Below are 14,411 nucleotides of genomic sequence, written 5' to 3' on the forward strand. Positions count from 1 at the left end.
AGGTTCAGACTTGGGCTGAGTATGCTCAATCAGTGGTTACCACTTCTGGCGCGAACGATTGCAGGATTCTGTTGCGACGTTATTGTTCGTTTCGTCATTGTCTTGCGAGAAATGTGACTTGTTCGGAAAATTCCTTTGAAACGTAATTCGCTTCTTCTTGTGATTTGCTTTGTTTTGGTCAGCCTTACTTCCCTGAGAGCATATATTGCTCACTTAAATGACAGTGCTGCTTCGCAATTGGAGTTGTTGAGTGAGCTAAGTTGGAGATGGCCGGGAGAAGAGAGATTTGGCGGCCTATCTGGTTTGGAAATAAGTGAAGACGGAACAAAGCTGATTGCCGTGTCAGACAGGCCGATGCTGGTTTTTTACCAAAGTACGAAGGCAAGGTGACTCAATTGTCGGCATTCAAAACATGGAGATTGTTCGCCCCAGAACTCCGGGCTCGATGAATTACCATGATGAAGTAAATAGTGACCCGGAAGCGCTCGCGTTGCAGAAGCCTGGTAGGCTTTGGGTCAGCACTGAAAACTACCACGACGTTGAGTACTTCAACCGCGGCGAACACACGGCAAACCATATCGACTACGAGACCGAAACCCAAGCGTTCAGGTCGTTGCCTTACAATCAGGGACTAGAAGCGCTGTCACTTGACCCACAGGGCCGGGTCATTGCGATACCAGAGACATGGCCGGAAAATTCCTTTCCTGTATTTCGCTTAGAGAAAGGTGAATGGTCTGTATCAGGCGAGATTCGGAAAAGTGGTTCTTACGTGCCGGTGGGAGCTGACACTGGACCTGATGGTCATTTGTATTTGCTGGAACGACGATTTGTTTGGGGGATTGGTTTTTCAAATAGGGTGAGGCGCTTCGCATTCGTGGAAGACGGAATTGTCGAAACCGACATTCTTCTACAGACCAAGATACGCACCCACGGCAACTTAGAGGGCATTGCAGTATGGTCCGACGCTTCAAATGCAATCAGATTGACAATGGTATCCGATGACAATTTCCGCATGTTCTTGGATACCGAAATCGTCGAATACCGCTGGAACGAACAGCGTCGCTAATTCCCGTTCGAAGTTGAGGCTTCAATAAAAAAAACCTCAACTAAAAGCAGTATCGAGCTTCCGAAATCGAAGAGGCGGATTCAACGCACGACACGATATTGTCTCTCTCTGAAACCACACTTTCGTATTCTGAAAATAGTCGCTGGTAGTTTTAAACTAGTTCCTCAGCTTCATAGCGAAGCGCGTTATACGAGCTCATTAGGTTATTATAGTCGTAGACCAAGTCATCGTACTCGGTAGCTAGATCAGACAAATTGGATTTACACGTGAAGCCCTCATAGCCGCAAGTGTACTGGTCGAAGCAAACAGCATACTCATTGACGCATTTGCCTTAGGGTTTTGTCCCCCAAAAGTATCCAGGTAACCAGCTAAACTAGCCGCCATGTTGGCGCAAGGATAGCTAACAAATTGGTTTCTATCAGAAAAAAGTGGTGACCCTAAAGCGATCAAGTTCGAACCTTCTTTTCGAGAGTCTCGGTTTCTGGGAGGTTCAAATTAGGCACTGTAAACACTTAGACCTCGCTAAGGACTAGTCGGAGAGTGGGTGAGACGTTGCGCCCAACCCTTGAGGTTAAAAACCTAAAATCGAAGGCTTCAATTGCGATCTACCCTTTCTTATGGAAGTGAGGGTCTCTGCAATAGATTTTCTAATTTGGTATCGCCAATAAGCCGCCAACCCAGTGTTAGCATTTTGCCCATTTGCTTCATGCATTGCGGCGTGAAACATCAACTTCGCGCCGCTGCCCACGATATCACTATTATGTACAATCAGTAGAGAAGAACGGGTTGACCGGCCTGCACTGCTTACCTCAGCGTCGAAGTAACTGGTCGCTTCTAACTCGGCGAGAATCTACCAATAGTGGACGCCAATTGACTTTCTTTCCGTCTATTTCGACACTGCCGTCCAACCAGAAAAGTGGAAGGCAGACCTTAGGAACACTTCGTTTAAAGAATAGTGTAGAAGCAAATCCTCCTCCTCCAAGTTCAAACTTTTTAGCGGCAGCGCCCGCATCTTTCTCCGGTCGTTCGTCCGCATACCATTGCTGAACCAACTGAGAACCAATAGAGCGACAGATTTCTATCGCCTCACCGCGACCCTCAGGCCAGTCTTCATCTCTTGAGAAAGCGAACGGCATTACATGGTTATGTAGTTCTTTGAAGTAATCCTCGGTTCGAATCCCAGACCCAAGTGATAGTTCATCAGGGATACTCGGGTTTAGGAATGAGACTACCTCTGCATCGTGGGCGTCCACTTGAACAAGTCCGTTCAATTTTAGCTCACGAATCTTGTGTCGCACGACACGCAGCCCGAAATCGGTTACCACCGAGAACTTTAGGCGCAATCGCTTGTCCAGCGATGCGTCGTACAATGCATGCAATCGCTTGTTAGTTTCGCTGCCGCTCCAAAGGCCGTCCTCAAAAATTACCAACTCGTCAAAGTCGCGATTGGGAATCTCAATTTCGCAGGTCTCTGAACTCCAACGCACACATTCGACAGAATCTGGTCGGTGTTCATGCGTAATCACATCCTTTACGCTGACCCAACTGCCACCCGGATCTTCATCGCTGATGTAGCTGTAAAGCACACGTTGCCCAAGCTCCTCATGCTGCTTTGCGCCAAACGGCCTATTTTGGGTGTCGAAGCTTATGGCTCTTATCTGCATCAGCAGGCGCTTGCCAATATGGCCAATACCAAGCTGATTGAATTGCTCCATCCAAACTTGCGGGGGCGTTTTGATCCCTTCGAAGTTAGATAGTTGAGCGGCGGCATGGTCCTTCCAAAATGCGTGGTTCGCGGAACTTATCTTTTTGAGCTTCTTTCTAATGGTGTCGCAAGCTATGCAATGGAATCTCTCCGATGAATAGCCGTGATCTATCCACCGGTCCTCAAGGTTTTCATGGTCTAGCTTTGCTCCCTGATACACGAACAAAACGCTGCTTTGATTTGCGTCGTAGCTCTCGAAGACATTCGCTACCCGCTCAGTTAGCTGATGTCTGTCTGGGTTCTGCACACCGGGAGAATCTAGATTTATTGCGAAGATTTGATTGCGCCAACTGGGCGAAATGTTGTCAATGCAAAACCGCTCAACGTTCTTGCGAACGCTCTCCGGCGCAGCCAAGAAGACTTTTGGTGGAATCATATAATAAGGCGCTCACAGAATTACTTTTTGCTCAAAGCGTCCAAAACAACACCTAATGGTAAGCTGATTGAACGAAGCTCTTCATAGCTCATGCTGTTGATGGCAGCGTGCGCTAGTTGACGCCCAAGTTCAACTGGTGAATTGCTCACAGAAACCGTCGTTTGCTTATTGGTAGGAGCGCTGTGAACTGTCTGCGTGATGCGTGCCGTACCCGATGGCTTCTTAGATATGGTTGCGAGCTGAGATTTGCTCATTTGGGAAGACAACTCTTCAACCACCTCAGGGTCTAGCTCAAGATCCGAAAGCCGCCTCGAGAATATGTTGAGTAGCCCGTTTCGACGAAATTCGCCCCAACGCTTGAAAAACCCATGCGCACGTAGAACGTCAAGCCAATCTCCATAATCGTCAATGCCGCTAGATGCGGTCTTGAGAGCCCCTTCGTTCTCCTCTGAAACTAGTTCGACAAATTCCTCGCGCAATTGATTGTGCTCCGAAGTGGAAACACGTGAGACAAGTAGTTCGTCCGGTTCTAATTCACTTGGCTTTCTAACATTCAATTCAGAACGATCTTCACTGATAGCAACATCAGAAGAAGCAGAAGGGCTTACAAAAGCTTTCCAGATGTTCGGATTAATTTCGCCAGGCAAGGTTGATGATCGCGCGTGTCCTTCAATTTTGTAGACTACATCGCCACCATTGAATCCGACGTGCGTAAGAACGTCGGGCAAAAAAGTTTCGACAAATTTCTTGAGCGCTCCGGGGCCTGTAAGGATTCCTACAGTTTCGCGAACGTTCAATTCTGGCGCGACATCCTGAATATATTGATTCAATTTTGCTCCCTGAATGAGGGCATCAGGATACCTGTTCAAAGCGCTCTCGATATCGTTCAGGTGTTCTTGAAGTTTGGGTTGCTCGTCCAAAGCATAGCTCCTAAGAAAATTTCGAAGCGTCGCCCCAATACGAGGCGACACTATCGAATTCATCAAATCAGCCGTCAAAACAGACGACTATGAGCTAGCCAGCATGGACCTCAAACCCCATACTGCGTCCAAACCGCGTGGGTACTCCGGTTGAACATTCGACATTATTGTACCCAAGGAAGCCATTGTTTGCTAAGCACAAATGTTAAGATGAGTTTTGAGTCGCTTAACACAACTCCTACCCAGCCTCGCAAACTACTCCCGCCGATTTGGATAACCTACTGCACCTACATCAGTTATTCAAGAGCTACACTTAGCGAATTTTAACTAACGTCGGTTTAGCGACGGGCGCAGATGGTTCGGTATAAATAAGTTATGCACGGCATCTCGAACTTCAAGTCTAGAGATGGCGTGCGCGGTGTTATGCTGGTGTTTTGTCCTTTGTGATCAAATCAGAAAGCAGATGTGCCAAATGAACTCACACGAATTGCAGATCTAGCTTAGATTTATTTTGAGTGACGTTTACGACTTTGCCGCTTGGCAGCAAGGTTTCTAATCTTTGTACCTTCAGATCGCGCAGAAAATCTCAACTTTGACCTTCGCCGAGCAGAAAAAAATCAGTGCTCAAATGCGGTTCGAACAAAGTGATTCGTCATTTATCCTGACACTCGGCTAGCCCTACTTACGCGTCTCTACCGAAAGTGACAGAGCGCCAAATTGAGCGACCGATCACGAAAAAGTTGTCATCGAGAATGACGCAAATCAGACTCTTCGTGTCATAATATATAACAATATCAATAATTTGACTAACGCGCTTTGGATGCTGCAAAACGTGAGATATGGAAAATTCAATATTTCATATCTGAGAATTAGAAGGAGGTTCGAACATGGATGATGGCACCCAATCGTTTGCAAAAAAACCACGGTCAAAACCAACTAGTACCGCTAGTCAGAAATCGGACAAGTACGCCGAGGCCATTAGAGAAATTGCCGTCGCTTTCGTCGATATTGGATTTGGCTCCTCGCCCACGAAGCTGGTTTTGCAAGCAGCTAATGACAACAAGCCCATCCAACAGGCAGTTGATAACTACATGAGCAAGAACAGCGGGGAAGGAAACTAAGTCATGCCAACGAATAAGTCGCTCAGCTCGACTAAAGTGCCCTGCATAATTTACACACGAGTGTCTTCGACCAAGCAGTCAAAAGAGGGTTCAGGTCTATCGAGCCAAGAACGCTCATGCCGCGACTATGCAGAACGAATGGGTTACGATGTCGTAGAAGTGTTCACCGACATTATTTCTGGCCGCCATGCAGATCGACCCGGCATGAACGCGCTCCTTAATAGTCTCCGCATTTCGCACCCAAATGGCTGCGTAGTGGTGGTCGACGATATTTCTAGGTTCGCTCGTGACGTATCAACTCACGCAACATTGCGCGATAAAGTCACGGCCACTGGGGCAAAAATCGAGAGCCCAAACCAGAGATTTGGAGAAGATGCGGGTGATCGCTTTATCGAGACCGTCATGGCGGCAATCGCAGAACATGAAAGACGCCGAATTGCTGAGCAATCTAGACGCAGATCAATAGCCAGAATGCGAAATGGTTTCTGGGCACTCAGGACTACCCCCATTGGCTACAGGTTCGACAAACATCGTGGCGGTGGAAAAATCCTTGTACCCGAGCAACCTATTGCAAATATCGTAAAGGACGCTTTAGAAGGCTTTGCCGCCGGAAGGCTAGGTTCTCAGGGGGAAGTAAAGCGTTTCTTGGAATCAAAATCTGAGTTTCCAAGAGGTCGGAAAAACTCAGAGGTCCACTGGGATAAAGTGAAACGTATGCTCACCGATGTGTTGTATGCTGGTTATTTGGAATACCCTCGATGGAACATTCCACTCACACCAGCGCAACACGAGCCACTGGTTACCCTTGCGACGTTCCAAATTATCCAACAGCGATTGAACGAAGGCGCTAACGCTCCCGCTCGCAAGGATATTCATATGGATTTTCCTCTACGCGGTTTTCTCAAGTGCGAGAGTTGTGGTCACCCCCTGACATCTTGCTGGTCCAAGAGCCGGAGCGGAAAAAAGTATCCCTACTACCTCTGCCAATACCGTGGTTGTTCTGAAAAGGGAAAGTCCAGTTCAAAAGTCGATGTAGAAAACGAATTCGAAGATCATCTAAATCGACTTGTCCCCACTCCTGAAACATTTGAATTGGCGGAGACTGTTTTCAGAAGCGCTTGGGAAGAGAAAAGCTGTTCAGTTAACGCCGAAGCAAAACGCCTTCGCGCCAAGGCGAGGCAAGTGGAACTTGATGTAGAAAAGTACTTGGAGAGATTAGTTCGAACCGACAATGAAAAAATGATCTTCGCTTACGAAGCAAGAATCTCAGAGTTGGAGCATGAGCGCGCGCGACTAGAAGAAGCGGCTCAAAACGCCCGTCCCGAGAAAACCTTTGACGAAATGTTCGAACACTCGATGAGATTTTTGTCAAAACCCTATGAAATATGGAAAAATGGGGACTTTGAGGTCAAACGAACTGTCCTGAAGTTAGTTCTTTCGGAACCACTAATCTTCAATAGAAAAACAGGTATTCGAACCGCCGAAATAAGCCCACCTTTCAAGGCTTTAGGCCTACTAAAAAGCAGTCAGGGTGCAGTGGTGAGCCGTGCAGGATTCGAACCTGCGACCCACTGATTAAAAGTCAGTTGCTCTACCAACTGAGCTAACGGCCCACTCTTTTGTTGGATCTGTTGATCCGTGGCGCTCTTTACGGCAATTCCTCAACCAGGTTCAAGCCCTTATTTTGCGCCTCGTTTCGCCGTTACAACTCATGTTTCCGGCAACCCGATAGGCGGCCTAATTAGGCAGGAGGCGCAGGAGGGTCAACCCCTTTTTTAAGGAATCTTCGCGACAGGGTGGATTCATGTTCCGACCAACGATATATGCCCGCCATGCAACAGAGACTCGATACAGGATTGCCCTTCATCAAGATGCACGGGCTGGGCAATGACTTTGTCATCGTTGACGCACGCGCGCACGATGCCCCGATCACGCCGGCGCTGGCCAAAGGAATCGGGCATCGGCAATTTGGTGTGGGTTTCGATCAGTTGGCCGTTATTGAAAATGGTGAAGCTGACGCGCATCTGGTGTTCTACAACGCCGATGGATCAACCTCTGCTGCCTGTGGCAACGCCACCCGCTGTATTGCGCGATTACTTATGAATGAGACGGGTCGCTCTGCGCTGACGCTCACCACCGAACGCGGAACACTTCATGCGCGGGATGCTGGCGATGGGCGCACCTCGGTCAACATGGGTCACCCGCAGTTGGACTGGCGCGAAGTTCCGCTGGCAGAAGAGATGGACACGCTGGAATTGCCAATTGAAGGCGCCCCAACGGCAACAGGAATGGGCAACCCGCATTGCACTTTCTTCGTTGAGAACGCCGAAGCGATCCCGTTGGCAGAGTTCGGTGCACGTTATGAATACCACCCGCTTTACCCGGAACGGACGAATGTGCAGGTGGCACAAGTCATCGGCCCGGATCACATCCGTATGCGTGTATGGGAACGCGGAGTTGGCATCACTCTGGCCTCCGGGTCGTCTTCCTGTGCAACTGCCGTTGCTGCCGCGCGTCGCGGGCTAACCGGGCGCAAGGTGCAGATTGATCTGGATGGCGGCACGCTTTGGATCGACTGGCGCGACGACGGTGTCTGGATGACCGGCCCAACGTGCCACGTCTTTTCTGGCACTCTGACGCCTGAATTTCTGAGGTCACTGGGATGAACCCGCCCAAGTTCACCACATTGGGCTGCCGCCTGAACGCCTATGAAACCGAGGCAATGAAAGAGCTGTCGCAACAGGCAGGTCTGACAGACGCTGTGGTGGTGAACACATGCGCAGTGACGGCTGAGGCGGTGCGCAAGGCCCGGCAGGAAATCCGCAAGCTACGGCGCGAGAATCCGAATGCTCGCCTGATCGTCACTGGTTGCGCCGCTCAGACCGAGCCCGAAACCTTTGCACGGATGGACGAGGTCGATGCGGTCATCGGTAACGCTGAAAAGATGCAGCCTGAGACCTGGAAAGGCATGGCGGCCGATTTTATTGGTGAGACCGAGGCGGTGCAGGTCGATGACATCATGTCGGTCACGGAAACGGCCGGACACCTGATCGACGGGTTCGGTACACGTTCGCGCGCCTACGTGCAGGTCCAGAACGGCTGCGACCATCGCTGCACCTTCTGCATCATTCCCTACGGCCGCGGCAACTCGCGCAGCGTCCCCGCAGGCGTGGTGGTGGACCAGATCAAGCGGCTGGTGGATCGCGGCTATAAAGAAGTCGTGCTGACCGGGGTCGACCTGACTTCCTGGGGCGCCGACCTGCCCGCGCAGCCCAAACTGGGCGATCTGGTGATGCGGATTCTCAAGCTGGTGCCAGATTTGCCACGCCTGCGGATCAGTTCAATCGACTCGATCGAGGTCGATGAAAATCTGATGCAGGCCATCGCGACCGAGCCGCGTCTGATGCCGCACCTGCACTTGTCGCTTCAGCATGGCGACGATCTGATTCTCAAGCGCATGAAACGCCGCCACCTGCGCGACGATGCAATCCGCTTTACCGAGGACGCACGGAAACTGCGCCCCGATATGACCTTCGGTGCGGATATCATTGCAGGCTTCCCGACCGAGACGGAAGCGCGTTTCCAAAACTCGCTGAAACTGATCACCGATTGCGATCTGACCTGGCTGCATGTCTTCCCCTATTCCAAGCGAGAAGGCACCCCGGCAGCGCGCATACCGCAGCAGGTGAGTGGAACAGTCATTAAGGATCGCGCTGCCCGCTTGCGTGCGGCGGGGGACGCTCAGGTCGCAACACACCTGTCGAAGCAAATCGGCAAGACCCATCACATCCTGATGGAGAACCCTCATATGGGCCGGACCGAGCAATTCACCGAGGTGACATTCGCAACCGCGCAACCCGAAGGGCAGATTGTGCGCGCTGCGATCACGGGGCAGACCATGTCCCAACTCACGGCCTGATCCCCCCTCATCCGGAAAAATACCTCGAGGAAGAACCGCTCAAAGGCCAAGAAGGGGTTCGGACCTTTTTACTCGTTCTAGAAACAAAAACCCCCGCAGCCTGATGGCGCGGGGGTTTCAATTTCTGCATCTTGAGAAAGGTCAATCTTCTTTACGAAGCTTGCCCTTATGTGGAGCCCAGAGGCGCTTGTTGACCAGATAGAGCAGCACCGACAGAACGGTCAGGAAAATCACGCCAACAAAGCCAGCGTTCTTACGCTCCATCATCTTCGGCTCTGCCGCCCACATCAGGAAGGCTGAAACGTCTTCCGACATGTGTTCGACAGAGTTAGAATGTCCGTCAGCAAAGTCGACCTGTTCGTCCGACAGCGGCGGTGCCATCGAAATCCAGCCACCAGGGAAGGCTTTGTTTTCGTACAGGATGGTACCTGCTTCTTCTTTTTCTTCACCGGTGTAGCCGTCTAGCAGAGAGGCGATGTATTCGGCACCCCCCATGCCCTTGACCAATTGGTTGATACCCAGACCGTAAGGCCCGTGGAAGCCCGCGCGGGCCTTGGCCATCAGGCTCAGGTCCGGCGCGCCAACACCGTTATTGGCCGGGAAGTGGTCGGTCGGGATGGCCGGGCGGAAATCGTCCAGCTCAGGATCGAACACTTCGAAGTTGTCCGCCGCATAAGCGATAACTTCTTCTTCCGAATAGCCCAGCGCTGTCAGATCGCGCAGAGGTACATATTGCAGGCCATGGCAGGCTGCGCAAACCTCGGTATAGATCTGCAGGCCGCGCTGCAGCTGATGCTGATCCCATGTACCGAACGGGCCTTCGAACGAGAAGTCGAAGTCTTCGATATGCTGCTCACCCCCACCTGCTGCAATGGATGCAGCAGGGGTCAGGGCCAAGGCAAACGCGGCGCCGATTGCAAGTTTCTTGAACATGTTTCCGGTCCCTCTTCTTACTCGGCCGGCGTGGCTTCGGCGTCAGCCTTGCCATAATGCGCGTTGAAGTCTTCTTCGATCGTCTCGGGCTGTGCCAGAGGCTTCTCGATCACACCAAGGATCGGCAGGATCACGAAGAAATAGGCGAACCAGTAGGCGGAGGCGATCAGCGAGAAAGTCGCATAGGGCTCCTCGGCGGGCATCGCACCCAGCCACATCAGGGCGAAGAAGTCGATGATCAGCAGGTAGAACCACCATTTGAACATCGGACGGTACTTGCCCGAACGCACGCTCGACGTGTCCAGCCAGGGCGCCAGTGCCATGGCCAGGATCGCACCGAACATCGCCAGCACACCAAAGAACTTGGCGTCGATGATGCCGCCGGTGATGAAGCTGGCAAACTGAACGACCCAGACCTCACCGGTGAAGGCGCGCAGGATCGCGTAGAACGGCAAGAAGTACCATTCAGGAACGATGTGTGCAGGTGTGACCAGCGGGTTGGCCTCAATATAGTTGTCCGGGTGGCCCAGATAGTTCGGCATGAAGCCGACAATGGCCCAGAACACGACCAGGATCACGGCCAGTGCGAACAGGTCCTTGATCACGAAATACGGCCAGAACGGCAGCGTGTCTTTCTTCGCCTCGTCCTTGGAACCACGACGCACTTCAACACCTGTCGGGTTGTTGTTGCCAGTGGTGTGGAAGGCCCAGATATGCACGACAACCAGTGCCGCGATGATGAACGGCAGCAGGTAGTGCAACGAGAAGAAGCGGTTCAGCGTCGCGTTATCCACGGCGGGTCCGCCCAGCAGCCAGGTTTGCAGCGCGTCACCAACAAACGGGATCGCACCAAACAGGCCGGTGATCACGGTCGCACCCCAGAAGGACATCTGGCCCCAGGGCAGAACGTAGCCCATGAAGGCGGTGCCCATCATCATCAGATAGATCAGCATACCGATGATCCATGTGATTTCGCGCGGGGCTTTATACGAGCCGTAGAACAGGCCGCGGAATATGTGGATGTAAACCGCAACAAAGAAGAGCGACGCGCCGTTCATGTGCACATAGCGGATAAAGTGACCACCATTCACGTTACGCATGATGTGTTCGATGCTGGCGAAGGCCAGATCAACATGCGGGGTATAGTGCATCACCAATACGATGCCGGTGACGATTTGCAGCGCCAGGCAGAACGCCAGAACGATGCCCCAGATCCACCACCAGTTCAGGTTCTTGGGGGTTGGAATCATGAGTGTGTCATACAGCAGGCCGACAATCGGCAGACGGCTGTTCAGCCATTTCTCGCCGTTTGTCTTCGGCTCGTAATGATCGTGGGGAATTCCGGACATAAGTTTGGGTCTCCCTTAGCCGAGTTTGATTGTGCTGTTGTCCACCCATTCTGCGGGCGGGACAGGCAGGTTCTCAGGCGCGGGGCCTTTGCGGATACGACCGGCGAGGTCGTAGTGCGAGCCGTGGCAGGGGCAGAACCAGCCGCCAAAGTCACCGGCGTCTCCCAGAGGTACACAGCCAAGGTGCGTACATACGCCCATCTGAACGATCCAAGCACCCGGCGCTTCGCCTTCCGGAGACGGCATGACGCGATTTGCGTCAGTCGCGGGCGCATCAGCGCTTAGGTTGAAGTTACGCGCCAGCGGATCTGGCAGCGCATCAACGCCTTCGGCGTCCTGATCCTGGGCTTCCTGAATCTCGGCACCGGTGCGGTGACGGACGAAAACGGGTTTGCCCAGCCATTTTACCGTCAGCTGTGTGCCCGGCTCGACGCCGCTCACATCCACACGGATCGAGGACAGCGCCTGAACGTCTGCCGATGGGTTCATTTGGTTGATCAGGGGCCATACAGCTGCACCCGTTGCAACGACACCTGCGCCGCCTGCGACGTAATACAGAAAATCTCTGCGGGTGCCTTCGTGGTCTTCTGCGTGGGACACGAGGTTATCTCCGATTGTCTGGCGCCCGCGGACGGGCAAATAGCTCGCGCACCGCATGAATGCGGCGTCTTAACCGCGCTTACTATCGGGGAGAATAGTGTTCGTCCAGCGTTCATAAACGCGCAATACGCCGCATGTGTCGCTTCATGCACCTGCCGAAGGGCTTTTTTTGGTGAATCTTGCCCGCAACTTTGCCTGCGGCTTCGAATCAGCGGTTGTTGATTCGAGCTCAGAACTCTGCTTTGCGGGCCCCATCCAGTCGGTTTCAGACAACCTGGGCAGCGTCTTATTCGCGCGTGCATTCTCGACAATCAGCAACGCCAAACGCAGATTGTTTTCAGGGAAATCATATTCGCCAAATAGATGATTTAAATTGCAAATTGAGCGCAAATACACCGTTGCACTTTTTGCGCGAATGCCGGACAGCGCAAAAAACGCGCGAACTCCAGCAAGGAGACCCCCTATGTCAAAAGTCACCCCGGCCGCTGCGATGTTCACATTGGCTTTGGCCACGCAAACCTTTGCCGCAGGCGATCCGGTGAAAGGTGAAGCAATGTATAACCGTTGCTCCTCGTGTCATGCGATCATCAAGGACGGTGAAGTCCTGGTCAAAGGCGGAATCACCGGCCCGAATCTCTACGGCGTCGTCGGACGCGTCGCCGGATCAGAAAATGACTATCGTTATGGCAGCGAACGCCTGCCCATCGGCATGTTCACTGACGATATGATCCGTGCTGGCGAAGAAGGTCTGATCTGGACCGAAGATAACATCGCCGCCTATTCCAAAGACCCCATCGGTTTCATCAAAGAGTATCTGGATGACGAAACCGCCCGCCCTAACATGAGCGTCAAACTGAAGAAGGGTGCGGAAGATATCGCCGCTTATCTGGCAACATTCAGTTCCGAGTAATCCTGTTTCCCGGTGCTGGCTACGCCTTGTGCATCAAGGCGGCCAGCTGACCGGTTTCATTGCCAAACCCGCTGGCCACTTGATCGGCGGCAGCGATCCTTACATAGTCCCGCTTGTTCTGGCCCAGTTTCCAGGTGCCCTGGATATCCTCTACCTGCATCCTGCATGGTACGATCATCCGCATCATTCTGGCCAACGCGTCATCAGACATTTTCCCAGTGACCCATGGCGCTTTCGGCAGAAGTCGTTTTTCATAGAATGCGGATTGTCGGTCCAGCAATTCGCGCAGCTCGTCCTGCGGGCGCAGCTCAAGCGTTCCGGTCAGGTGCACGGCAACATAGTTCCATGTCGGAACCTGATCTGCGACTCCGTACCAGTCGGGCGAGATATACCCATCAGGCCCCTGCACCGCGATCCTGACCTCTTTCGGCCCCTGCAGCACACGAACGATCGGGTTTGATCGTACCAAATGAAGATCGGCCACCGCACCGTCTTCCGACAGCAGAAACGGCACGTGGCTGATCAATGGCGCGCCGTCGTCAGAAATCGCCAGAACGCCGAATGCCCGGTCGCGGGCGAATTCGATATGACGCGCTTTGTCTTCGGCGCGGTAGGCTGGATTTGGGTGCATGAACGACCTCCTGCCAAATCTCTTGCAGATGGGGTCGGTTCTTGGCAAGGTCCGCCTTGTTCTCAGGGCGGGGCGGAATTCCCCACCGGCGGTATGCGGGCCATGACCCGCAAGCCCGCGAGCGGCTCTGCCGTGTCCACGATCCGAAAAGTGGGAACCGGTTTTCGGACAAAATGTGGAACCATGTAAGAGTGTCAGCAGATCTGGTGAGAGGCCAGAGCCGACGGTTAAAGTCCGGATGGAAGAGAACGTGCAGTGCGCCGGTGATACGGCGCGCCTGCTCGTGATCGCCTTGGGTGACGTGTCATGCCGGGCTGGCAGCGAAGGTTTTCGCGACCGCCAGCAGGCCACCAAACTGAAAGGAGATCACTATGACACACACCCGCTATGCTTTTGTCAAAGCAAACTGGCATTCCGACATCGTTGACCGCGCGCTCGATGGATTTCTAGAATTGATCCCGGCCGATCAGGTCGATGTTTTCGACGTTCCCGGCGCGTTCGAGATGCCGCTGATGGCCCGCGATCTGGCCCAAACCGGCCGCTACGCCGCAGTTGCCTGCGCCGCATTTGTCGTGGATGGCGGCATTTACCGGCACGACTTCGTCGCGCAAGCGGTGGTCGATGGGTTGATGCGCGCCGGGCTCGATACCGGTGTTCCTGTCCTATCGGTCTCGCTGACCCCGCACCAATATCAGGAAACTGATCACCACAACGCCATCTACCGCGCGCATTTTGTGGATAAAGGCCACGAAGCCGCACAAGCTGCGCTGATAATCACGGCCACGCGCACCCAACTGGCTGAGGCTGCATAAGCTCGTAAG

At 52.9% G+C, this 14,411-nt stretch carries 14 protein-coding genes, 1 tRNA gene and 1 riboswitch; of the genes, 7 read left to right on the forward strand and 8 right to left on the reverse strand.

Annotated elements, in window-relative coordinates:
- Positions 1 to 334 precede the first annotated feature (334 nt).
- A complete protein-coding gene (locus AC2FJB_RS11850) occupies positions 335 to 1,066 on the forward strand; it encodes an esterase-like activity of phytase family protein (protein ID WP_496818372.1) in 732 nt (243 codons plus the stop codon).
- Between the two features lie 809 nt (positions 1,067 to 1,875).
- Here the strand turns inward: AC2FJB_RS11850 and AC2FJB_RS11855 are convergent.
- A complete protein-coding gene (locus AC2FJB_RS11855; protein ID WP_496719072.1) occupies positions 1,876 to 3,207 on the reverse strand; it encodes a phosphoribosyltransferase-like protein in 1,332 nt (443 codons plus the stop codon).
- A gap of 20 nt (positions 3,208 to 3,227) precedes the next feature.
- Positions 3,228 to 4,127, reverse strand: a complete 900-nt coding sequence (locus tag AC2FJB_RS11860; RefSeq protein WP_496719071.1) for a hypothetical protein — start codon at positions 4,125 to 4,127, stop codon at positions 3,228 to 3,230.
- Between the two features lie 887 nt (positions 4,128 to 5,014).
- Between AC2FJB_RS11860 and AC2FJB_RS11865 the strand changes: the two genes are divergently transcribed.
- Positions 5,015 to 5,248 carry a hypothetical protein gene (locus AC2FJB_RS11865; RefSeq protein ID WP_496719070.1) on the forward strand — a complete coding sequence of 78 codons (234 nt, stop codon included), beginning with the start codon at positions 5,015 to 5,017 and terminating at the stop codon, positions 5,246 to 5,248.
- 3 nt (positions 5,249 to 5,251) lie between these two features.
- Complete coding sequence (locus tag AC2FJB_RS11870) at positions 5,252 to 6,823, forward strand: recombinase family protein (RefSeq protein WP_496719077.1); 1,572 nt, start codon at positions 5,252 to 5,254, stop codon at positions 6,821 to 6,823.
- Here the strand turns inward: AC2FJB_RS11870 and AC2FJB_RS11875 are convergent.
- Positions 6,786 to 6,861: transfer RNA gene (locus tag AC2FJB_RS11875), tRNA-Lys, on the reverse strand. The two genes, AC2FJB_RS11870 and AC2FJB_RS11875, sit on opposite strands and share 38 nt — an antisense overlap.
- 210 nt (positions 6,862 to 7,071) lie before the next feature.
- Here AC2FJB_RS11875 and dapF point away from each other — a divergent pair.
- On the forward strand, positions 7,072 to 7,914 hold the full coding sequence (gene dapF, locus AC2FJB_RS11880; RefSeq protein ID WP_496719069.1) for a diaminopimelate epimerase: 843 nt from the start codon (positions 7,072 to 7,074) through the stop codon (positions 7,912 to 7,914).
- The gene (mtaB, locus tag AC2FJB_RS11885; protein WP_496719068.1) at positions 7,911 to 9,167 is read left to right on the forward strand and encodes a tRNA (N(6)-L-threonylcarbamoyladenosine(37)-C(2))-methylthiotransferase MtaB; all 1,257 of its coding nucleotides are present in this window, start codon (positions 7,911 to 7,913) and stop codon (positions 9,165 to 9,167) included. Before dapF ends, mtaB begins: the two co-directional genes overlap by 4 nt.
- 141 nt (positions 9,168 to 9,308) lie before the next feature.
- Here the strand turns inward: mtaB and AC2FJB_RS11890 are convergent, their stop codons facing one another.
- The 4 genes from AC2FJB_RS11890 to AC2FJB_RS11905 all read right to left on the reverse strand — a co-directional run bounded on the left by AC2FJB_RS11890 (position 9,309) and on the right by AC2FJB_RS11905 (position 12,526).
- Entirely contained in the window at positions 9,309 to 10,100 is a 792-nt protein-coding gene (locus AC2FJB_RS11890; protein WP_496719067.1) for a cytochrome c1, read from the reverse strand.
- Positions 10,101 to 10,117: 17 nt separating this feature from the next.
- Entirely contained in the window at positions 10,118 to 11,449 is a 1,332-nt protein-coding gene (petB, locus tag AC2FJB_RS11895; protein ID WP_117871464.1) for a cytochrome b, read from the reverse strand.
- A gap of 15 nt (positions 11,450 to 11,464) precedes the next feature.
- On the reverse strand, positions 11,465 to 12,049 hold the full coding sequence (petA, locus tag AC2FJB_RS11900) for a ubiquinol-cytochrome c reductase iron-sulfur subunit (protein WP_117871462.1): 585 nt from the start codon (positions 12,047 to 12,049) through the stop codon (positions 11,465 to 11,467).
- 144 nt (positions 12,050 to 12,193) lie between these two features.
- Positions 12,194 to 12,526 (reverse strand): hypothetical protein, encoded by a 333-nt coding sequence (locus tag AC2FJB_RS11905; RefSeq protein WP_496719066.1) that lies wholly within the window; start codon positions 12,524 to 12,526, stop codon positions 12,194 to 12,196.
- On the opposite strand from AC2FJB_RS11905, the gene AC2FJB_RS11910 reads away from it, so the two are divergent.
- Positions 12,513 to 12,959 carry a c-type cytochrome gene (locus AC2FJB_RS11910; protein WP_496719065.1) on the forward strand — a complete coding sequence of 149 codons (447 nt, stop codon included), beginning with the start codon at positions 12,513 to 12,515 and terminating at the stop codon, positions 12,957 to 12,959. The two genes, AC2FJB_RS11905 and AC2FJB_RS11910, sit on opposite strands and share 14 nt — an antisense overlap.
- A 19-nt stretch (positions 12,960 to 12,978) precedes the next feature.
- Here AC2FJB_RS11910 and AC2FJB_RS11915 read toward each other — a convergent pair whose 3' ends face one another.
- Complete coding sequence (locus tag AC2FJB_RS11915; RefSeq protein ID WP_496719064.1) at positions 12,979 to 13,590, reverse strand: FMN-binding negative transcriptional regulator; 612 nt, start codon at positions 13,588 to 13,590, stop codon at positions 12,979 to 12,981.
- 54 nt (positions 13,591 to 13,644) lie between these two features.
- Positions 13,645 to 13,844, forward strand: a riboswitch (FMN riboswitch).
- Between the two features lie 117 nt (positions 13,845 to 13,961).
- Between AC2FJB_RS11915 and AC2FJB_RS11920 the strand changes: the two genes are divergently transcribed.
- A complete protein-coding gene (locus tag AC2FJB_RS11920; RefSeq protein WP_496719063.1) occupies positions 13,962 to 14,402 on the forward strand; it encodes a 6,7-dimethyl-8-ribityllumazine synthase in 441 nt (146 codons plus the stop codon).
- Positions 14,403 to 14,411: the final 9 nt, after the last annotated feature.

Source organism: Ruegeria sp. CDSC085, from assembly GCF_059610465.1.